The sequence below is a fragment of the Streptomyces sp. NPDC007264 genome, assembly GCF_042869095.1.
Lineage (GTDB): Bacteria > Actinomycetota > Actinomycetes > Streptomycetales > Streptomycetaceae > Streptomyces.
Genome location: NZ_JBIAFD010000002.1, coordinates 317,189 through 337,931, shown reverse-complemented (window position 1 = coordinate 337,931; position 20,743 = coordinate 317,189). Strand labels below are relative to the sequence as shown.

At 72.7% G+C, this 20,743-nt stretch carries 18 protein-coding genes and 1 pseudogene; 2 read left to right on the top strand and 17 right to left on the bottom strand.

The features are described from left to right. Positions 1-29 precede the first annotated feature (29 nt). A complete protein-coding gene (locus ACFYMU_RS04270; protein WP_388367509.1) occupies positions 30-893 on the bottom strand; it encodes a phosphotransferase enzyme family protein in 864 nt (287 codons plus the stop codon). Between the two features lie 110 nt (positions 894-1,003). Between ACFYMU_RS04270 and mgt the strand changes: the two are divergent. Continuing rightward, positions 1,004-2,264, top strand: a pseudogene (gene mgt / locus ACFYMU_RS04265) (macrolide-inactivating glycosyltransferase). A 62-nt stretch (positions 2,265-2,326) separates the two neighbouring features. Here the strand turns inward: mgt and ACFYMU_RS04260 are convergent. Beyond that, positions 2,327-4,597, bottom strand: a complete 2,271-nt coding sequence (locus ACFYMU_RS04260) for an MMPL family transporter (RefSeq protein ID WP_388367507.1) — start codon at positions 4,595-4,597, stop codon at positions 2,327-2,329. A gap of 369 nt (positions 4,598-4,966) precedes the next feature. Here ACFYMU_RS04260 and ACFYMU_RS04255 point away from each other — a divergent pair, with 369 nt between their 5' ends. Next, positions 4,967-5,584 (top strand): DsbA family protein, encoded by a 618-nt coding sequence (locus ACFYMU_RS04255; RefSeq protein ID WP_388367505.1) that lies wholly within the window; start codon positions 4,967-4,969, stop codon positions 5,582-5,584. 36 nt (positions 5,585-5,620) lie between these two features. Here ACFYMU_RS04255 and ACFYMU_RS04250 read toward each other — a convergent pair whose 3' ends face one another. The 15 genes from ACFYMU_RS04250 to ACFYMU_RS04180 form a co-directional block, all read right to left on the bottom strand. Continuing rightward, positions 5,621-6,358 (bottom strand): sirohydrochlorin chelatase, encoded by a 738-nt coding sequence (locus ACFYMU_RS04250; protein ID WP_388367503.1) that lies wholly within the window; start codon positions 6,356-6,358, stop codon positions 5,621-5,623. An 8-nt stretch (positions 6,359-6,366) separates the two neighbouring features. Further along, positions 6,367-7,275, bottom strand: a complete 909-nt coding sequence (locus ACFYMU_RS04245; RefSeq protein WP_388367501.1) for an ABC transporter permease — start codon at positions 7,273-7,275, stop codon at positions 6,367-6,369. Further along, positions 7,262-8,041, bottom strand: a complete 780-nt coding sequence (locus ACFYMU_RS04240) for an ABC transporter ATP-binding protein (RefSeq protein WP_388367499.1) — start codon at positions 8,039-8,041, stop codon at positions 7,262-7,264. Before ACFYMU_RS04240 ends, ACFYMU_RS04245 begins: the two co-directional genes overlap by 14 nt. A gap of 45 nt (positions 8,042-8,086) precedes the next feature. Next, positions 8,087-9,199, bottom strand: coding sequence for an aliphatic sulfonate ABC transporter substrate-binding protein (locus ACFYMU_RS04235; protein WP_388367497.1), 1,113 nt, complete (start codon positions 9,197-9,199; stop codon positions 8,087-8,089). 264 nt (positions 9,200-9,463) lie between these two features. Continuing rightward, positions 9,464-10,792 carry a sulfate adenylyltransferase subunit 1 gene (locus ACFYMU_RS04230; protein ID WP_388367495.1) on the bottom strand — a complete coding sequence of 443 codons (1,329 nt, stop codon included), beginning with the start codon at positions 10,790-10,792 and terminating at the stop codon, positions 9,464-9,466. A 2-nt stretch (positions 10,793-10,794) separates the two neighbouring features. Further along, positions 10,795-11,730, bottom strand: coding sequence for a sulfate adenylyltransferase subunit CysD (gene cysD / locus ACFYMU_RS04225; protein ID WP_388367493.1), 936 nt, complete (start codon positions 11,728-11,730; stop codon positions 10,795-10,797). Beyond that, positions 11,727-12,296 (bottom strand): adenylyl-sulfate kinase, encoded by a 570-nt coding sequence (gene cysC / locus ACFYMU_RS04220; protein ID WP_388367491.1) that lies wholly within the window; start codon positions 12,294-12,296, stop codon positions 11,727-11,729. Before cysC ends, cysD begins: the two co-directional genes overlap by 4 nt. Before the next feature lie 2 nt (positions 12,297-12,298). Next, positions 12,299-13,009, bottom strand: coding sequence for a phosphoadenylyl-sulfate reductase (locus ACFYMU_RS04215; RefSeq protein ID WP_388367489.1), 711 nt, complete (start codon positions 13,007-13,009; stop codon positions 12,299-12,301). Next, on the bottom strand, positions 13,006-13,191 hold the full coding sequence (locus tag ACFYMU_RS04210; RefSeq protein WP_388367487.1) for a hypothetical protein: 186 nt from the start codon (positions 13,189-13,191) through the stop codon (positions 13,006-13,008). The genes ACFYMU_RS04215 and ACFYMU_RS04210 overlap by 4 nt, the downstream gene beginning before the upstream one ends. After that, positions 13,188-14,879, bottom strand: a complete 1,692-nt coding sequence (locus tag ACFYMU_RS04205; protein WP_388367485.1) for a nitrite/sulfite reductase — start codon at positions 14,877-14,879, stop codon at positions 13,188-13,190. The genes ACFYMU_RS04210 and ACFYMU_RS04205 overlap by 4 nt, the downstream gene beginning before the upstream one ends. Positions 14,880-15,018: 139 nt before the next feature. After that, positions 15,019-15,102: a putative leader peptide gene (locus tag ACFYMU_RS04200; RefSeq protein WP_310591794.1), complete on the bottom strand. Its 84-nt coding sequence runs from the start codon at positions 15,100-15,102 to the stop codon at positions 15,019-15,021. A 127-nt stretch (positions 15,103-15,229) separates the two neighbouring features. Further along, the gene (locus ACFYMU_RS04195; protein ID WP_388367483.1) at positions 15,230-15,802 is read right to left on the bottom strand and encodes a GNAT family N-acetyltransferase; all 573 of its coding nucleotides are present in this window, start codon (positions 15,800-15,802) and stop codon (positions 15,230-15,232) included. Positions 15,803-15,865: 63 nt separating this feature from the next. Next, positions 15,866-17,254 carry a hypothetical protein gene (locus tag ACFYMU_RS04190; RefSeq protein ID WP_388367481.1) on the bottom strand — a complete coding sequence of 463 codons (1,389 nt, stop codon included), beginning with the start codon at positions 17,252-17,254 and terminating at the stop codon, positions 15,866-15,868. Between the two features lie 148 nt (positions 17,255-17,402). After that, entirely contained in the window at positions 17,403-18,770 is a 1,368-nt protein-coding gene (locus tag ACFYMU_RS04185) for a GAF domain-containing protein (RefSeq protein WP_388367480.1), read from the bottom strand. A 308-nt stretch (positions 18,771-19,078) separates the two neighbouring features. Further along, positions 19,079-20,713, bottom strand: a complete 1,635-nt coding sequence (locus ACFYMU_RS04180) for an acyl-CoA dehydrogenase family protein (RefSeq protein ID WP_388367478.1) — start codon at positions 20,711-20,713, stop codon at positions 19,079-19,081. Positions 20,714-20,743 lie beyond the last annotated feature (30 nt).

Below are 20,743 nucleotides of genomic sequence, written 5' to 3'. Positions count from 1 at the left end.
GGCGCCGCGCGGGCGGCCGGGGGACCGGCTCAGAAGGTGTGCCAGCGGACCGTCTCGTCCCCGTCCCGCAGGGATGCCACCCGCCGCTCGAACTCGGCCAGCGCCGTGGGGTTGCCGGGCGCGTGCTGGGCGACCCAGGCGCAGCCGGCGGTCTCGCGCGCCCCGCGGAGCACGGCACAGCCCTCCCACTCGCGCACGTCCCAGCCGTAGGCCCGGGTGAACGACTCGTACGCCTCGGCCGGCAGCCCGTAGCGGTCGAGGGAGAGGGCCATGACCACCAGGTCGTGCTCGCGCAGGTCGGCGGAGAAGGTCTCCAGGTCGACCAGGACGGGGCCGTCCGGGCCTATGTGCACATTGCGGGGCAGCGCGTCGCCATGGATCGGACCCGGTGGCAGATGCGGGGTCAACGCGGCCGCCGCGGCGGCGAACCCGTCACGGCGCTCCCGCAGATACGCCGCGTCCCGCGGGCGGATCGCGTCGCCCGCGAGCCGCAGCCAGCGCTCCACGCCGCCCAGCAGATCGCGGGCCGGCAGGGGGACGGAGGGGGAGGGCAGGGCGTGCACGATCCGCAGCAGCGCGGCCAGGTCCCCCGGCTGCGCGGGGCGTACCGGACCGGCCACCCGGTGCCACACCGTCACCGGGTGGCCGTCCACCAGCAGCGCTTCGGAGCCGGCGGCCCGTACCGCGGGGACGTCCGCGTCGGCGAGCCACCGGGCGATCTCCAGCTCCCGGCGGGCGCGGCCGAGGAGTTCGGCGTCGCGCCCCACCTTGACCACCAGGTCGCCGGCGGCGAACACCGCGTTCTCGCCCAGGGCGAGGAGCCGAGCGTTCCGTGCCGGGGCGGGCAGCACACCCGCCGCGGCCAGAACGTCGCGCGCCCTTGCCTCGTCCATCGTCCGCCTCCGTGACCTCGACGCGCTCCCGCCTCCTGTGCCGCTCAGTGTCGCATTCGCGCAGGTCGGACCGGCGGGAACGGGACGGGACCGGGCGGGAGGGGGTAATCATGTTGTACGAGACGTCTCGTCTCGCCTATGGTCCCGGTCATGACCACCCCGCATCCCGCCCACATCGCCATGTTCTCCATCGCCGCGCACGGCCATGTGAACCCGAGCCTGGAGGTGATCCGCGAGCTCGTCGCCCGCGGGCACCGCGTCACGTACGCGATTCCACCCGTGTTCGCACAGAAGGTCGCCGGCACCGGAGCCCGGCCCGTCCGCTACACCTCGACGCTGCCCTCCCCCGACGACGACCCCGACGCCTGGGGCACCACGCTCCTCGACAACGTCGAACCGTTCCTGGACGACGCCGTGCAGGCGCTGCCGCAACTCATCGAGGCGTACGAAGGGGACCGGCCCGACCTCGTGCTGCACGACATCGCCTCCTACCCCGCCCGCATCCTCGCCCACCGCTGGGGCGTCCCGGCGATCTCCCTGTCCCCCAGCCTCGTCGCCTGGGAGGGCTACGAGGAAGAGGTCGCCGAACCGATGTGGGCCGAGCCCAGGAAGACCGCGCGCGGACGGGCGTACTACGCGCGCTTCGCGTCCTGGCTGGCGGAGAACGGGATCACCCAGCACCCCGACCCGTTCGTCGGCCGCCCCGCCCGCTCGCTCGTGCTGATCCCGAAGGCGCTCCAGCCGCACGCGGACCGGGTCGACGAGCGGATCCACACCTTCGTCGGTGCCTGCCAGGGCGACCGCGCCGCCCAGGGCGACTGGCGGCGGCCGGACGGTGCCGGCAAGGTGCTGCTCGTCTCGCTCGGCTCCAGTTTCACCAAACAGCCCGCCTTCTACCGCGCCTGCGTCCAGGCGTTCGGCGGACTGCCGGGCTGGCACATGGTGCTGCAGATCGGACGGCACGTCGATCCGGCGGAGCTCGGGCCCGTCCCGGACAACGTCGAGGTGCGCACCTGGGTGCCGCAGCTCGCCGTCCTGAGGCAGGCCGACGCGTTCGTCACGCACGCCGGGGCGGGCGGCAGCCAGGAGGGCCTCGCGACCGCCACGCCGATGGTGGCGGTGCCGCAGGCCGTGGACCAGTTCGGCAACGCCGAGATGCTCCGGTCGCTCGGCGTCGCACGGCATCTGCCCATGGAGGAGGCGACGGCCGAGGCCCTGCGGGAGGCGGTCCTGGCGCTCGTCGACGATCCCGGCGTGGCACGCCGGCTCAAGGAGATCCAGGAACGGACGGTGCAGGAGGGCGGCACCCGACGGGCGGCCGACCTCATCGAGGCGGAGCTCCCGCACCGCGGCGCGCCCCGCGAGCCCTGACACGCGAGGTGGCCGGGGCGCAGGCCCCGGCCACCGTCGTCCACGCCGTCACCGGCAGCGGGTCACACGCCCACCTTCTCGTCCTCGACCGCCGGCGGAATGGGCGCCACCGGCGCCGGCTCGTCGTGCGTGAGGTCGGGCAGCCGGTTCAGCCACTTCGGCAGGTACCAGTTGCGCTCGCCGAGCAGGGCCATCACCGCGGGGAGCAGCACCCCGCGGATGACGGTCGCGTCGATCAGCACCGCGGCGGCGAGGCCCACGCCCATCTGCTTCATGGACTGCATCGACAGGGTGCCGAAGATCCCGAAGACGGCGACCATGATGACCGCGGCGCTGGTGACGACGCCCGCCGTGGTCACCACGCCGTGCATGATCGCCTCCTTCGTCGTACGGCCCCGCAGGCGCGCCTCGCGGATCCGGGAGACCACGAACACGTGGTAGTCCATCGAGAGCCCGAAGAGGATGACGAAGAGGAACAGCGGCAGCCAGGTGACGACGGCGCCCACGCCCTCGGCGCCCACCAGCGACGCGCCCCAGCCGTGCTGGAAGACGGCGACCAGGATGCCGTACGCCGCACCGGCCGACAGCAGGTTCAGCAGGATCGAGGTGATCGCGACCGTGAGCGAGCGGAACGACAGCAGCATCAGCAGGAAGGCGAAGATCACGACGAAGGCGAAGACCGGTACCACCGAGCCGAGGAGCCGGTCGTTGAAGTCCTGCGAGCCGGCGACCTGACCGGTGATCGGCGCCTGTACCCCGTCGATCTTGCCGAGGGTCTCCGGCCGCACCGTGTCGCGCAGCAGCTTCAGGCTCTTGCCCGCCTTGTCCAGATCGGAGCCGCCGACGAGGGGCACGGAGATCAGGGCCACGTTCTGGGCCTCGTGCACCTTGACGTCGACCGGGCCGCGCGAGGCACCGGAACTGATCGCCCGCGCCCGGAACTCGGACAGCGCGGCCTTCACGTCGGCGGCGCCGATGTCCTTCGCCTTCACGACGACCTGGGCCGGGTCGGAGCCGCCGGGGAAGGCGTCGTTGACGCGGGTGTACGTGCCCACGATGGGCAGCCTGTCCCCGAACTCCTGGTCCAGGGTCAGGTTCTGGGTCTTCATGCCGAGCGCGGGCGCCGCGATCGCCAGCAGGGCTCCGGCCGCGACCGCCAGGGAGACGGCGGGCCGGGCGAGGACGACCTTGAGGACGGCGCCCCATGCCCGGCTGCCCTCCTCGACCGAGCGGCCGCGCCGGGCCAGCCGCTTGCTCCGGCTGTCCGGGTGGAGGAACGGGATGCGCCCCTTCTCGACCCGCTCGCCCAGCAGCGACAGCAGCGCGGGCAGCACGGTCACCGAGCCGACCATGGCGACCGCGACGACCATCAGCGAGGCCAGACCCATCGCCTCGAAGGTGGCGATCCCGGTGAACAGCAGGCCCGCCATCGCGACGCAGACGGTCACACCGGAGACGATGACGGCGCGGCCACTGGTCGCGGCGGCGATGCGCAGCGCGGTGCCCGGGTCCCGGCCGGCCGCGCGCTCCTCGCGCTCGCGCCGCAGGTAGAACAGGCAGTAGTCGACGCCGACGGCCAGACCCACGAGCAGCATCACGGAGTTGGCGGTGTTGTCCATCGGCTGGAGATGGCTGACGACGCCCATCAGGCCCATCGTCGCGATGATCGCGGTGAGGGCGAGCGCGACCGGCAGCAGCGCGGCGACCACCGCGCCGAACGCGATCAGCAGGATGCCGAGCGCCATCGGCACCGCGGAGTACTCGGCCTGCTGGAAGTCGTCACCGTACGCGTCGGAGAACGTCTTCTGGATGCTGGCCCCGCCGATCTCCTCGATCCGCAGCCCCGTGTGCTCCTTCTGCACCCCGGCGACGGCCTTCAGCACCGGCTCGACCCGGTCGCCCGCGGTGTCCGCGTCGCCGCGTATGTCGAACTGCACGAGCGCGCTGCGGCCGTCCTTGGAGATGGTTCCCGCGTCGTACGGGGAGGTGACGTTCGACACCCGGCCGGTGCCGTCGACGGCCCGCACGACCTGGGTGACGGCGGCGCGGAACTGCGGGTCCGTGGCCGTGGTCCGGCCGTCCTTCGCCTGGACCAGGACGGTCTCGCCCGCCGGCCGCTTGATCCCCGCGTCCTCGATGATCTTGCTGGCGGTGTGGGTCTCGCCCTGGAGCTGGTCGCTCTCCTTGACGTCGACCCGGCCGGCCGCCGACCCGGCGGCCATCGCCAGGACGACGAACAGCACCCAGATGCCGACGGCAGCCCATCGATGCCGGGCGCTCCAGCCGCCGGCCCGGGCGGCGAAGCCCCGCACCCTCGTATCTCCGTTCCCCATGACGGGCTGCCCTCTCGTGCGCGGGTGGCGACCCCCTGCCGCCACCGTCCGCTACGAAGGTATGCGGGATATAAGCGCCGCTCGTCGTGCTGCCCGGTGAACCGTGCGCGGCCCGGGTCATCCCCTCGGACCCCGCCGCCTCAGCATCTGGGAGGACAGTGGCCCCTTACATCTACCCGGGTTCTCCCGCTCCGGGATCAGGGTCGGGGCGCCGGCCGTGCGGTCCCCGCCGGGTGCCGGGCGCGCCGGCGCACGGACGAGGTGCTCGGGCCGGCCGTCACGACGCGGGACGGCGGCCGGAAAGTGGACCAGTGGAACGGTCATCGATTGGACCGGAGGCCTGCGCCAATCCCCGACTAGCGTGACGGCATGCAGAACACCTCTCCCACCCGTGTCGACTTCTACTTCGACCCCGCCTGCCCGTTCGCCTGGATCACCTCCCGCTGGCTGCTGGAGGTCGAGCGAGAGCGTCCGCTCGACCTCCGCTTCCACGCGATGAGTCTGTATCTCCACAACATCGGCAACGAACTCCCCGACTGGTACCGGGAACTGGTCGACAAGTCGATCGGCCCGGTGCGGGTCGCCGTGGCGGCCGCCGAGCGGCACGGCGAGAAGGTGCTGCGTGACCTGTACACCGCCTTCGGCACCAGGATCCACGAGCGCAAGGAGGAGGACTTCGACACGGTGGTCGCCGAGTCGCTCGCCGAACTCGGTCTCCCGGCCGAGCTGTCCGCCGCCGCGCACGACCCCGCGTACGACGACGCCGTGCGCCGCAGCCATGACGCCGGCGCCGAGCCCGACTCGGGCGGCTACGTGGGCACACCCACCCTCCACGTCGACGGGACGGTGTGGTTCGGGCCGGTCCTGCGCGCCGTCCCCCGTGGTGCGCGGGCGGCCGAACTCTTCGACAGCTTCCGGGTGCTGGCCGGGCATCCCGACTTCTTCGAGCTGAAGCGGACCCGCACGGGCGGCCTGTCCTTCGACTGAGCCGGGCGTGCACGCGGGCGTCGTACGCCCGTGCCCTCAGGCGCCCATCGCGGCCGGCACCGGCGTCCGCGCCGCGTCGTAGCGCTCCAGCAGCAGGCGCGCCACCTCCGGTGCCGGGCCGAGCACCTCGGCCAGGACGTCCGCCTCGGCGGCGCCCCGCGCGATGCGGTCCGGCAGGAACCCCGGCGCCAGCACGTACGGCGCCACGGCCACCCGCGCGCAGCCCAGGGCCCGCAGTTCGCGCACGGCGTCCTCCGTGCGCGGAAGGGATGCGGAGGCGAACGCAGGCCGCACGGCGCACCAACCGGTGAGCCGCCACTCCCGCGCGATATCTGCGATCACTGCGATCGCCTCCGGGTCGGTGGACCCCGCCGAGGCCAGTACGACCCCGGTCGAGGACTTGTCGGCGGGGCCCAGCCCCGCCTCGTACACACGCCGTTCGAGGGCGCGCAGCAGCAGGGGGGAGGGGCCGAGCACGTCCGCCTGACGGACCCTCAGCCCCGGTGGGGCGTTCCGCAGGACCGCCGGGATGTCCGCCTTCGCGTGGAACGCCCGTGTGAGCAGCAGGGGCAGGGCCACGACGTCGCGCACCCCCTGAGCCGCCAGCGAGGTGAGCATCCCGGGCACGGACGGGACGTTGAAGTCCAGGAACGCGGTCTCCACGCGCAGCCACGGCCGCAGCGACCGCACCCGCCGTACCAGGGCGTGGACGGTCCCGGCATGCCGCGGATCGCGGCTGCCGTGGGCGACGACGAGCAGGACCGGACGGTGCATCGGGGCGCTCACCTCTGCACGAGCAGACCGCGGCTGCGCAGCACCCACCGCTCCAGCGGACTGAAGATCAGCAGGTCGATGGCGATGCCGACGAGCAGAACGAGCAGGATGGCCTCGAACACCATGGCCATGTCGCTGGCGTTGCGGCCGTTCTCCAGCAACTGGCCGAGGCCCACCCCCAGGTCGGGGAAGGACGCGATGATCTCCGCCGCCATCAGCGAGCGCCACGAGAACGCCCAGCCCTGCTTCAGCCCCGCGACATAGCCGGGCAGCGCGGCCGGCAGCACGATGTGCCAGGTCCCCCGCAGACCCGTCGCGCCCATGGTGCGGCCCGCCCGCAGGAACAGCGGCGGCACCTGGTCGACGCCGGAGACCAGGCCGTTGGCGATGGACGGGACGGCGCCGAGGAGGATCACCGCGTACATCATCGAGTTGTTCAGGCCGAGCCAGATCACGGCCGGCGGCACCCACGCCACGGAGGGCAGCGACTGCAGGCCGGACAGGATCGGGCCGATGGCCGCGCGCACGAACCTCACCCGCGCCACCAGCAGGCCCAGCGGGGTGCCGATGGCCAGGGCGAACAGGAAGCCCAGCAGGCCGCGGGAGACGCTGGTCCAGATGTAGTCGAGCAGCGTGCCCTGCAGCCAGGACTCGTGGACCACGTCCCACACCGCGGACGGCGAGGGCAGCTTGCTCGGATCGGTGACGATCCGCAGCGAGATCAGTCCCTGCCACACCGCCAGCACCAGCGCGACGGCGATGACGGGCGGCAGTATCTTCTGGGTCAACGTCTGCCGGAACGGCGGGCGGCCGGTGGCCGTCGTCTCCAGGGCGTCGAGACCGGCCTCCACGCCGGCCAGCTCCGAGGTGCTCCGGTCGGCGGCGGTGCCCGCCGCGGTGGTCTCACTGCTGGCCATGACGCCGGATCTCCCCACGCAGTACTTCGGTGATCTCTCTGGACAGGTCCGCCACGGGGGCGTCCTCGATGCGGCGCGGCTGCGGTATGTCCACGGTCCACTCACGGGCCACCCGCCCCGGCCGCGAGGAGAGCAGCACCACGCGCTGTGCCAGCCGCACCGCCTCACGGACGTTGTGCGTGACGAACAGGACCGACAGGCCCGTCTCACGCCAGATGCGGGTCAGCTCCTCGTGCAGCACATCACGGGTGATGGCGTCGAGCGCCGCGAACGGCTCGTCCATCAACAGCAGTTGGCTGTCCTGGGCGAGCGCCCGGGCCAGCGCGACGCGCTGGCGCATCCCGCCGGACAGCTCGTGCACCCGCTTGCCGTGCGCGCCCTTGAGCCGGACGAGTTCGAGCAGTTCCTCGGCCCGGCCGCGCCGCTCGCTCTTCGCGACCCCCCTGAGCCTCAGGGCGAGTTCGATGTTCTTGCCCGCGGTCAGCCACGGGAAGAGGGCGTGCTCCTGGAACATCAGCGCCGGGCGCCCCTGGGTGGTGATGCTGCCCGAGGTCGGGGCGTCGAGCCCGGCGACCAGGTTGAGCAGCGTCGACTTGCCGCAACCCGAGGCACCCAGGAGGGTGACGAACTCGCCGGGCTGGACGTCCAGCGTGATGTCGTCGAGGACGAGCTGCTGCCCCGTGGGCCCCGCGAAGGACTTCGAGACGTGCGCGATGCGGGCGGCGTGCTCCACCGCCTCGGCGGCCTTGGCGTATGTCATGGCCACGGTCGTCACCTCCTGGGAACTCTGGGAACGCTTCGGGGTCGGGACTCAACGGACGCCGAGGCCGGCGTCGTCGACGGTGCTGTCGCCCTCTTCCTCGAGGACCTTGTTGAGGAGCGTGAGGTCGTAGATGCCGCGCAGGTCCGGCTTCTTCAGCAGACCGGCCCGGGCCGCGTGGTCCGCCTCGGCGCGGAGGGTGGCGGCCAGCGGGTCGTCGGTGGTCCGGATCGACCTCCACGCCGGGTCCAGGACGTTCGCCGGCAGCGCCTTGCCGGAGTCCGCCTCCAACTGCCTGTTCGCCGCCGCCTTCGCGGCGTCCGGATGGGCCGCGATCCACTTGTTGGTCTCGACCGACGCCCGCAGCACCGCCTCGACGGCCTTCGGGTGCTCCTTCAGGAACGTCTGCGAGACGACGATGTTGGTGATCACGAACGTCCCGCCGGGCCACAGCGACGACTCGTCCAGCAGGACCCTGCCGCCCTCGGCGACCAGTCTGGACGCGGTCGGCTCCGGAACCCAGGCGCCGTCGACGGAGCCTGCCCTGAAGGCGTCCGGGATGACCTTGTTGTCGCTGCGCACCACGGTGACCTCGCCCGTGCCGCTCTGCGCATCGACCTGCCAGCCCCGGCCGGCGATCCAGTGCAGGAACGCCACGTCCTGCGTGTTGCCGAGCTGAGGGGTCGCGATCTTCCTGCCCCGTACGTCCTTCAGAGACCTGATCTTCTCCGGGTCGACGACGAGCTTCACACCGCCGGACGCCGAGCCGCCGACGATGCGCAGGTTCCTGCCGTCCGACCTGGTGTAGCCGTTGACCGCAGGGGAGGGGCCGATCCAGCCGATGTCGACGGAGCCCGAGTTCAGTGCCTCGATCTCGGAGGGGCCCGCGTCGAAGGTCGCGTACTCGGCCTTCGTGGCGCCCAGCGCCTTCTGGAAGGTGCCCCGTTCACGCCCGACGAGGGCCGTGGCGTGGGTGAGATTGCCGAAGTAGCCGATCCTGACGGAGTCGAGACCGTCGGTCTTCCTGGCCCCGGCGGCGATCGCCTGGTCGGCCGCGCCGTCCTTCGCCTGGGAGCCGTAACCGCAGGCGGCCAGGGTGAGGAGGGCGAGCGCGGCGAGCACGGGCGCGCCCCGGCGACGGGGTGAAGGACGGTTGGCAGGCACGGGAGGTGGTCCTCTCGTCGGCCCGGCGGTCACGGTCTGTCAGGTCGTGGCCGGGAGGTCGGCAGGTTTTCGTCGTCTCTTCCGCGGCAGGGGGCGGGGCGACGGCAGGACGCGCGGGCGGGGCGCGCAGGTCATCCCGCACATCGCGCCACTCCGCCCTGCCCGCTCCCGAGCAGGCCTCCCCCAGACTTCGTCCGGGGGGACCCCCAGCCGATGCGGCCCCCCTCCTTCGCGAACGTCGCGTAGACGTCGGTGGCGTTCACGTCAGAAGTCCCAGCCGTCGTCCTCGGCCGCGTCCTGGACCGGGTCGGGGGCCGCGAAGGACTCGCCGACCATGCCGGCCGTCAGCGTGGTGCCGTCGGCCGGATCGATCAGGATGAACGAGCCGGTGCGCCGCGAGTCGGCGTACGAGTCCACCGGCAGCGGCTCGGCGGTACGGATCTTCACCCGGCCGATGTCATTGGCGGCCAACTGCCCCGGATGCGGGTGCAGGGACAGGTCGTCGAGCGTGAGACGGGACGGGATGTCCTTGACGATCGCCTTGACGGTGCGGGTGCCGTGCTTGAGCAGCACGCGGTGGCCCACCGCCAGCGGCTGGTCGGCGACGTGGCAGACGGTCGCCTCGATGTCCTGCGTGGTCGAGGGCGCGTCCTCGGTCGGCACGATCAGGTCGCCGCGCGAGATGTCGAGGTCGTCCTCCAGCAGCAGGGTCACCGACTGCGGGGTCCAGGCCGCGTCGACCGGCCGGCCCAGCAGGTCGATGCCCGACACCCTGGTCGTCCGCCCGGACGGCAGGACGGTGACCGGATCGCCGACGCGGAACGTGCCGGCGGCGATCTGGCCCGCGTATCCGCGGTAGTCCGGGTGCTCGGCGGTCTGCGGACGGATCACGTACTGCACGGGCAGCCGCGCGTGGCAGTGGGCCAGGTCGTGGCTGACCGGGACGGTCTCCAGGTGCTCCAGGACGGTCGGCCCGCCGTACCAGTCCATGTTCGCGGACGGTTCCACGACGTTGTCGCCGGCCAGGGCGGAGATGGGGATCGCGGTGACGTCGGGGACGCCCAGTTCCGTCGCGTACGCGGTGAACTCCTCGGCGATCGCCGCGAAGACGGACTCCTGGTGGCCGACCAGGTCCATCTTGTTGACGGCGAGGACGACATGCGGGACCCGCAGCAGGGCGGCGATCGCGGCGTGGCGGCGGGTCTGCTCGACGACGCCGTTGCGGGCGTCGACCAGGACGACCGTCAGTTCGGCCGTCGAGGCGCCGGTGACCATGTTGCGGGTGTACTGCACATGGCCGGGGGTGTCGGCGAGGATGAACCGCCTGCGCGGGGTGGCGAAGTAGCGGTAGGCCACATCGATCGTGATGCCCTGCTCGCGCTCGGCGCGCAGGCCGTCGGTGAGCAGCGCGAGGTCCGGGCCGTCCTGTCCACGGCTCGCCGAGGCGCGCTCCACGGCCTCCAGCTGGTCGGCGAGGACCGACTTGGAGTCGTGCAGCAGACGGCCGACCAGCGTGGACTTGCCGTCGTCGACCGAGCCGGCGGTGGCGAACCGCAGGAGCGTGGTGGCGGAGAGTTCTGTGGTCGTGGTCATGCTCAGAAATACCCCTCGCGCTTGCGGTCCTCCATGGCGGCCTCGGAGAGCTTGTCGTCGGCGCGCGTGGCGCCGCGCTCGGTCAGCCGGGACGCTGCGATCTCGGCGATGACCTCCTCCAGCGTCACCGCGTCGGAGTCGACGGCGCCGGTGCAGGACATGTCGCCGACGGTCCGGTACCGCACCCGTCGCTTCTCGATCCGCTCGCCGTCCTTGGGGCCGCCCCACTCGCCGGCCGTCAGCCACATGCCGCCGCGCCGGAAGACCTCGCGCTCGTGCGCGAAGTAGATCTGCGGCAGGTCGATGTCCTCACGGGCGATGTACTGCCACACGTCCAGTTCGGTCCAGTTGGACAGCGGGAAGACACGGACGTGCTCCCCGGGCGCGTGGCGGCCGTTGTACAGGTTCCACAGCTCCGGGCGCTGGCGGCGCGGATCCCACTGGGAGAACTCGTCGCGCAGCGAGAAGACCCGCTCCTTGGCGCGCGCCTTCTCCTCGTCCCGGCGCCCGCCGCCGAAGACGGCGTCGAAGCGCTCGGACTGGATCTTCTCCGTCAGCGGCAGCGTCTGCAGGGGGTTGCGGGTCCCGTCGGGGCGCTCCTTGAGGACCCCGCGGTCGATGTAGTCCTGCACGGACGCCACGTGCAGGCGCAGCCGGTGCGTGTCGACCGTGCGGTCGCGGTACCGGAGCACCTCGGGGAAGTTGTGCCCGGTGTCCACGTGCAGCAGCGCGAACGGCACCGGCGCGGGCGCGAACGCCTTCAGCGCCAGGTGGAGCATGACGATGGAGTCCTTGCCGCCGGAGAACAGGATCACCGGCCGCTCGAACTCGCCCGCCACCTCGCGGAAGATGTGCACGGCCTCGGACTCCAGCGCGTCCAGGTGGCTCAGGGCGTACGGGCTTCCCGTGCCCTCCGCGACCTCGGCGACGGTCGTCATGCCAGTCCCCTCTCGCTGAGCAGCGTGTACACGGCCGCCACCGACTCCTGCACGGTCTGGTGCTGCGACTCGATGCGCAGATCGGGCGTCACGGGCTCCTCGTACGGGTCGTCGACCCCCGTCAGGCCGGTCAGTTCGCCCGCGGCCTGCTTGGCGTACAGGCCCTTCACATCACGCACGGAGCAGACGTCCACGGGGGTCGCCACGTGCACCTCCAGGTACGGCGCACCGCTGGCCCGGTGGCGCTTGCGCACCGCCTCGCGGCTGTCCGCGTAGGGCGCGATCACCGGGACGAGCGCCTTGACGCCGTTGCGGGCGAGCAGGTCGGCGAGGAAGCCGATGCGCTGCACGTTGGTGTGCCGGTCCGCGCGGTCGAAGCCCAGCCCGGCCGAGATGAACTCGCGGATCTCGTCGCCGTCGAGCACCTCGACCCGGTGGCCCTCCGCACGCAGCCGCCCGGCCAGTTCGTACGCGATGGTGGTCTTGCCGGCGCTCGGCAGACCCGTGAGCCAGACGGTGGCTCCGGTCGTCACGTGTGACTCCTGATTCGTAGAGGTCCCGGTCATGGTCAGCCGTGCAGCCCGCACTCGGTCTTGGCGCGGCCCGCCCAGCGGCCGGCCCGCGCGTCCTCGCCGGCCAGGACCCGGCGGGTGCAGGGGGCGCAGCCCACGGAGGCGTAGCCGTCCATGAGCAGCGGATTGGTGAGCACGCCGTGTGCGGCGACGTACGCGTCCACGTCGTCCTGGGTCCAGCGGGCGATCGGCGAGATCTTGACCTTGCGGCGCTTCTCGTCCCAGCCGACGACCGGGGTGGCCGCCCGGGTGGGGGCCTCGTCGCGGCGCAGCCCGGTGGCCCAGGCGTCGTAGTCCCGCAGCCCTTCCTCCAGGGGCAGGACCTTGCGCAGCCTGCAGCACAGGTCGGGATCGCGGTCGTGCAGCCGGGGGCCGTACTCGGCGTCCTGCTCCTCGACCGTCTGACGCGGGGTCAGGGTGATGACCTCGACGTCCATCACGGCCTCGACCGCGTCACGGGTGCCGATGGTCTCCGGGAAGTGGTAGCCGGTGTCGAGGAACACCACGCCGACGCCGGGCATGGCCCGCGAGGCCAGGTGGGCGACCACCGCGTCCTCCATGGAGGAGGTCACGCAGAAGCGGCTGCCGAAGGTGCCGGCCGCCCACTGGAGGATCTCCAGCGCGGAGGCGTCCTCCAGGTCCCGGCCGGCCTGCTCGGCGAGCGCCTTCAACTCCTCGGCGGAACCTCGTTCCTGAGCCGTCGTCATATCTGGTCTCCTCCGTTGTCGGCCGGCCTCGGACCGCGCGCGAGCAGCCCGAGGAACGTCAGCCGGAAGGCCCGGTTGCACGCACCGCACTCCCAGGTGCCTCCCCCGCTCTCGACTTCGCTCGGCCGCAGGTCCTCGTCGCCGCAGTAGGGGCAGTGGAAGGGGGCCGCCCGCTCGCTCACGACAGTGCCTCCTCGTCGGCGCGCGCGACCCAGGTGGCGAACCGCTCGCCCTCGGCCCGCTCCGCCTGGAACCGCTTCAGGACGCGCTCCACGTAGTCGGGCAGTTCCTCCGCGGTGACCTTCAGACCGCGGACCTTGCGGCCGAAACCGGCCTCCAGGCCGAGTGCGCCGCCCAGGTGCACCTGGAAGCCCTCCACCTGCTCGCCCTTGTCGTCCAGGACGAGCTGGCCCTTGAGACCTATGTCGGCGACCTGGATACGGGCGCAGGCGTTCGGGCAGCCGTTGAGGTTAATGGTGATCGGCTCGTCGAAGTCCGGGATGCGGCGCTCCAGTTCGTCGATCAGCCGGGAGCCCCGCGCCTTGGTCTCGACGATGGCGAGCTTGCAGTACTCGATGCCGGTGCAGGCCATGGTGCCGCGCCGGAACGGCGAGGGGCGGACGGTGAGGTCCAGCGACTCCAGGCCCTCGACCAGGGAGTCGACCTGGGACTCCGCGACATCCAGGATGATCATCTTCTGTTCGACGGTGGTGCGTACCCGGCCCGAGCCGTGCGCCTCGGCGAGGTCGGCGATCTTGGTGAGGGTCGCGCCGTCGACACGGCCGACGCGCGGGGCGAAGCCGACGTAGTAACGCCCGTCCTGCTGGCGGTGGACGCCGACGTGGTCGCGCCACCGCTGGACGGGCTGCTCGGGAGCGGGGCCGTCGACCAGCTTGCGGCCCAGGTACTCGTCCTCCAGCACCCGGCGGAACTTCTCGGCGCCCCAGTCGGCCACGAGGAACTTCAGACGGGCCCGGTTGCGCAGCCGGCGGTAGCCGTGGTCGCGGAAGATCGACAGCACGCCCTCGTAGACGTCCGGGACGTCCTCCAGCGGCACCCAGGCGCCCAGCCGCACGCCCAGTCTCGGGTTGGTGGACAGGCCGCCGCCGACCCACAGGTCGAAGCCCGGCCCGTGCTCGGGGTGCCGGACGCCGACGAACGCGACGTCGTTGATCTCGTGCACCACGTCCAGCAGGGGCGAGCCGGAGATGGCCGTCTTGAACTTCCGCGGCAGGTTGGAGTACGCCTTGTTGCCCAGGACGCGGCGCTTCATCTCCTCCAGGGCGGGGGTGGCGTCGATGATCTCGTCCTCGGCGATGCCGGCGACGGGGGACCCGATCATCACGCGGGGGGTGTCGCCGCAGGCGGTGACCGTGGACAGGCCCACGCCCTCGAGGCGGTTCCAGATCTCGGGGACGTCCTCGATCCGGATCCAGTGGTACTGGACGTTCTGCCGGTCGGTGATGTCGGCGGTGCCGCGCGCGAACTCCTGCGCGACCTCGCCGATGACGCGCAGTTGACGGGTGGTCAGCCGACCGCCGTCGATCCGGACGCGCATCATGAAGTACCGGTCGTCCAGCTCCTCCGGTGCCAGGATCGCGGTCTTGCCGCCGTCGATACCGGGCTTGCGCTGGGTGTACAGGCCCCACCAGCGCATCCGGCCGCGCAGGTCGTTGGGGTCGATGGAGTCGAAGCCCCGCTTGGAGTAGATCGTCTCAATGCGTGTCCGCACATTGAGACCGTCGTCGTCCTTCTTGAACTGTTCGTTGCCGTTGAGCGGGGTGAAATGACCCGCGGCCCACTGACCCTCGCCACGGTGACGACTCACCTTGCGGCGGGGCGCGGCGGAATTCTGCGGGGTGGCGGCCATGGCGGACACGTCCTTCGGGACAGGCAGGGGAAAGCGGCAGCGACCTGCGCGGACGGGGGCACGGGCAGGCGTGCGCGCCCCTGCGCAAGGGTCGGGAAAGTCGAGAAAGGAAGAGAAACCGGCGCGGGCGGACGGGCGCTCAGCGGGCCGGACAGATGGCGCTGGACATGCGGCCGAGATCGACGTGCCGTCGACTCACCAAGGCGATTCCAGTTCCGGACATGAGGAAAGCCTGGCACGGCGATCTGGACACAGTCCAGTTTCGCCCATCATGCGGACACCCTTGTCTCGAGATGCGAGACAAGGGTGTCGTCGGTCACATGGTGCGGCCGTGTTCGCGTCCTCGCAGGTCAGAGGGCCGACGCCCCGGGCCACGGGCCGGGGGTGGGGACCTCCGGTTCCTCCTCGACCCGGGTGTCGAACAGCCGGAAGCCACGGCGCTGGTAGTTGACCAGCGCGTGCTCGCCGTCCTTGCTGCACGTGTGCAGCCACACCCGCTTCGTCGGCGCCAGCCCCGGCCAGCGCTCCGCGAGGTCCCACGCGCGCGCGGCCCCGTACGACAGCAGGTGACCGCCGATCCGCCGCCCCCGGAAGGCCGCGAGGAGCCCGAAGTAGGCGATCTCCACGACCCCGTCGTCCTGCGGCTCCAGTTCCACGTACCCCGCGGGCGTGCCCCGGTCGTGGGCCACCCAGGTCTCCACGCCGGGCCGGTCCAGGTACTCCCGCCACCGCGCGTACGTCCAGCCCAGCCGGTCGACCCAGCGGATGTCCCCGCCGACCGAGGCGTACAGGAAGCGGCTGAACTCCGGTGACGGCACCTCGGCGCGGACGACGCGGACATCGCCCTCGGGAGCCGCCGCGGGCAGCAGGTCGGCGGGGGACGTCTGCTCCAGGGACCACGTGGTCACGGTGATGCTGCTCATGCGGTCAGAGAACCACGGGCGCACGCGGTACGACAAAGCTGTTCCGGCCCGTGGTCCGGCGCCCTATTCCACGGCGTCGTCCACGGCGCCGAGCGGCACCGCGTACAGCACCCGTCCGCCGGCCCGGCCGTCTCCCGGGCCGCCGTCGCCGCCCGGCACCCCCTCCGTCAGGGTCCACAGCTCGCCCGTCTCCCGCCAGTACGACAGGGACGCGGTGTGCCGTCCCCAGCACGCGTGGCTCTCGTCGGGCCCGCACCGCGCCGCCTTCGCCGTGAACGTGGTCTGCCGCCACAGCGTGCCGCGCCGGCCGTCGGACGTCGGCGCGCGGTCGACGTACCAGTCGGCCCGTCCCGCTCCGTCGCGCCGGTGCGAGAGCACGCCCAGCACTCCGGCTCCCTCGGTCTCGAACACCTCGGCCGCCCTGACCTCGCCGCGCGCGTCCGCGGCGAGCAGACCGCCGCGGCCGGGCCCGGTGCTGTACGCGTAGCGCCACACGTGTGCCGCCCGGTCGCTGCCGCGGGCCCGGGAGGACTCGCTCGCGACCAGGCTGGCCGGGACCGAGGTGCGGTCGAGGGAGAGGGCGGAGAAGCAGGGCGCCGCACGGTCGTCCGCCGTCGAACAGGGGCCGCCGGTGAGGCGGTAGGAGCCCACCGCGGGCAGCACGTACCGGTAGCCGTGCGCGGCGAAGCCGCCCTTCACCCTGCCGATCGCGCGGCTGTCGACGTTCGCCCTGAGGATGCGGTGCAGGTCGAAGACCAGCAGGGAGCCGCGCGCGGCGGCGATCAGCTTGTCCTGGTACCAGACCATGCCGGACAGCCGGGCGTGGACGGCGGTGTAGTCCTTGCCGTCGGCGCGCGGCGCGACCAGCAGCACCCAGCGGTAGGCGAGGCGGGCGGGGTCGTTCGCGTCGATGAAGGCGATCCTGGCGAGTCCCCGGTCCGCTGCCGGGCCGCCCGCACGGCGGTCGTCGTGCGCCCAGCCGGACAGGACGACCCGGTCGGGACCCCAGCGACCGTCGTCGTGGGCGTCGCCGGAGGTGGTGACGGTCCGGGGCAGCCACCGCGTGGTGGTCGCGTCGCGGCGGTCCCAGCAGTAGGCGCGCGTGGCGGCCGGTTTCACGGGCAGCGCGTCCGTCTCGGCCGCGTCGCACCCGGACCGGTCGCGCATGGTGCGGTCGGCGGAGGCGAGGACGCCGTGCACGCCGACGTCGCCCCCCATCGCACGGGAGAGCGTGTCGAGGGTGCCGGGGGCGGTGAGTTCCTCGTGGAGGCGGAAGGGCGCGGTCTCGGCCTGCGCGGTCACACGGGTCAGCCCGCCGGGGTCGTCCCCGCCCACGGCCTGTGAGGTGCTGATCAGCGTGGCGGCGGCGGTGAGCGCCAGCGCGGTCCCGGCCAGCGTGGCCCGCAGCGCTCTGCCCCTGCGTCGGCGACGGTGCCTGCCACGGTGCTGCATACATCCTCCCGGGGTAGGCCAACTGCTCCTCGTGATCCGTATGTTGACGGGGGAACGGGTGGGGTGGCCTATGGGAGGGATGCTACGGCAGACGCCCGCGGGACCGGTCGAAGACCCGGGAAAAGCAGGGTTATCCCCACCGTGAGGGTTAGCTGCCGCGGGAGTGTGCGGCAGGCGGCTGGGTGGCGGGCGGCTGGGCGGTAGGCAGCTGGGCGGCGGGGCGGGGGACGCCGGCCAGGGCGTCGCGCGCCCTCACCACACCCGGCGCCACGGAGTGCGGCAGCAGGTCCCGCGGGTCGTCCGGAGTCAGCACCTCCACCTGCGCCGGCTCGCGGAAACGATATGGCCGGTGTTCCAGAAAGGCCCCGAGATAGCGTCGTACGCGGGACATCTCCGCGCGGACCGTGACCGTGCGGGCCGGGTCCCCGAACATGTCGGCGGCCAGGGCGGCGGCGGTGCGGCCCGTGCGGCCGAGCGCGAGCAGGTAGAGCAGTTCGGCGTGCCGGGGGCTGAGTTCATGGGTCCAGGAGCCGGTGTCGCCCGACACCGTCACCGACCAGCGGTGCGGATGCCCCAGATCGAGGACGATCCGGGCCGCGGGCGCCGCCGCGGGCGCGTCCGCGATGCGCACCAGCCAGCCGCCCGGCAGCGGCTCCACCTCGCAGGGGCCCAGCGACGGCAGCAGGCACCGGCCCGGCGACAGGGACGCGGGCAGCGCCACACGGCTGGTGTACGGCATCCCGGTGACCGCCGCCGTCCAGCCGTCCTTGTCCACCGCCAGCGCCCGGCCGCCGCCGAGCTTGGCGAGCAGCGGAGCGGCCACCGCGCGCAGCCGCTCCAGCGAGCCGAGATGGATCTCCCGCAGCCGCGCCTCCGCGAGCTTGGCCACCGAGTCCACCCACGCGAGCGTCGCGGGGTGCACGGTCTCCACCGGGCCGCTCACGTCCACCACCCCCAGCAGACGGCCGTCGCGCGGGTCCGTGATCGGGGCGCCCGCGCACGTCCACGACACCTGCGAGCGGACGAAGTGCTCGGACGCGAAGACCTGCACCGGACGCCGGGTCACCACGGGGGTGCCGACGCCGTTCGTGCCGACGGCCTCCTCGCCCCAGTCCGCGCCGGGCTCCAGGCCCAGCCGGTCCGCCCTGCGCAGCACCCGGGAACTGCCCTCGCGCCACAGCACCCGGCCGTCCGCGTCGGCGACGACCATGATGTGCTCGGCGACGTCCGCGACCGACAGCAGACCCTCCCGCAAGACGGGCAGCACGGGACGCAGCGGGGAGTCGCGGCGGCGCTGCTCCACCTCGTCGCGGCCGAGCGGGTCGGCTCGGACGTCGTGATCGGGGTCGACACCGCTGCGCAGCATCCGCCCCCACGACGCCCCGATCACCGGGCGCGGCGGTACCGGCGCGCGCTGTCCGGCGAGCGTGGCGCTGCGCACCGCGCTGAGCAGGCGCGCCGCCCGCGCGGTGTCCAGGGCGGCGAGCCGCGTGATGTCGTCCGCCGAGTACGGCACTGGACCTCCCCGATGTCCCCGTCCGTCCCCCTCCGCCGCGGGCCGGAGCACCCGGTCCGCGGCGACGGTGGCCTCATCCTGCCGCCTGCCCCGGACGGAGGGGCGTACTCCGCCCACAGCGGGCACGTTGCAACCCCCTGCAACTCTGGCGAACGGCCACGGGGTCGTTGAAAACTTGGGCGACGCCGCTCCGGCGGCGTCCACGCTCCTTCAACGGGGGCGGCAGAGCGGGGGTGGTGCCGTGTCGGCGCAGCACCACCCCTGCGACGTACTCCCCCCGGGACGCCCTCGGCGTACGGGGCGGGGCGTCAGACGACCGGCCTCGCCCGCTCCACCACCGCGGCCAGGTCCAGGCTGTGCGGCAGGGTGCCGAAGGCCGCGCCCCAGTCGCCGCCGAGACGGGAGGCGCAGAAGGCGTCGGCGACCTCCGGCGGCGCGTGGCGGACGAGCAGCGCGCCCTGGAGCACCAGCGCGAGCCGCTCCACCAGGCGGCGTGCCCGCGCCTCGACGCCCTCCAGGTCGGAGAGTTCGGTCAGCAGGCCCTTGACCGCGGCGTCCAGGCGGTGGTCGGCGCCGTGCGCCCGGCCGACCTCCTGGAGATAGGCGTCGAGGGCCTGCGGTTCGCGCTGGAGCGCACGCAGCACGTCCAGGGCCTGCACATTGCCCGCGCCCTCCCAGACGGAGTTGAGCGGCGACTCGCGCAGCAGCCGGGGCATGCCCGACTCCTCCACATAGCCGTTGCCGCCGAGGCACTCGGAGGCCTCGGCCACCATCGGGGTGCAGCGCTTGGTCACCCAGTACTTGGCGGCCGGCACCGCGAGCCGCAGGAACGCCCGCTCCTGCTCGCTCCCGTCGTCGTACGCCGCCGCGAGCCGCAGGGCGAGCGTCGTCGCCGCCTCCGACTCCAGGGCCAGGTCGGCCAGCACGTTGCGCATCAGCGGCTTGTCGATGAGCCTGCCGCCGAACGCCTCCCGGTGGGAGCAGTGGTGGAGCGCCTGCGCCACCGCCTGCCGCATCAGCGCCGTCGAGCCGAGGACGCAGTCGAGCCGGGTGGCCGCGACCATCTCGATGATGGTGCGCACCCCGCGGCCCTCGTCGCCGACCCGGCGCGCCCAGGTGCCGGCGAACTCGACCTCGCTGGAGGCGTTGGACCGGTTGCCGAGCTTGTCCTTGAGCCGCTGGATCATGAAGGTGTTCCGGGTGCCGTCCGCCAGCACCCGCGGCACGAGGAAGCAGGTGAGCCCGCCCGGGGCCTGGGCCAGCACCAGGAACGCGTCCGACATGGGCGCCGAGCAGAACCACTTGTGGCCCGTCAGCTCGTACGTGCCGTCCTCGGTGAGCGGCCGGGCCGCGGTCGTGTTGGCGCGGACGTCGCTGCCGCCCTGCTTCTCCGTCATCCCCATGCCGAAGATCACGCCGGCCTTCTCCGCGGCGGGGCGCAGATCCGGGTCGTAGACCGTGGAGGTCAGCCGGGGCTCCCACTCGGCGGCGAGCGCGGGGTCCGTGCGCAGGGCCGGCACCGCGGAATGCGTCATCGACAGCGGGCAGCCGTGGCCCGCCTCGGCCTGGCTCCAGACCACGAACGAGGCCGCGCGGCGCACATGCCCGCCCGGGCGCGACCAGGCCGCCGTCAGCCCCGCGGCGACGCCCTTGCCGAGCAGCCGGTGCCAGGCCGGATGGAAGTCGACCTCGTCGACGCGGTTGCCGTAGCGGTCGTGGGTCCGCAGTTTCGGCGGGTTCTCGTTCGCCTGGGCTCCCCACTCCTGCACCTGGGCGGAGCCGGCGCTGAGGCCGAGCCCCGACAGTTCGGAGCGTGCCTCGTCGAGGAGAGCCGGGTCCAGATGCCGCTCGACGGCCTCCGCCAGGGCCCGGTCGGCGGTGAAGACGTCGTACCCGACCAGGGGCGGAGCCTGGTTGGTCACGGTGTGCGTGCTGGGTGCCATGGGAGCGAACCTACTCCTCGGTAGGCCGCC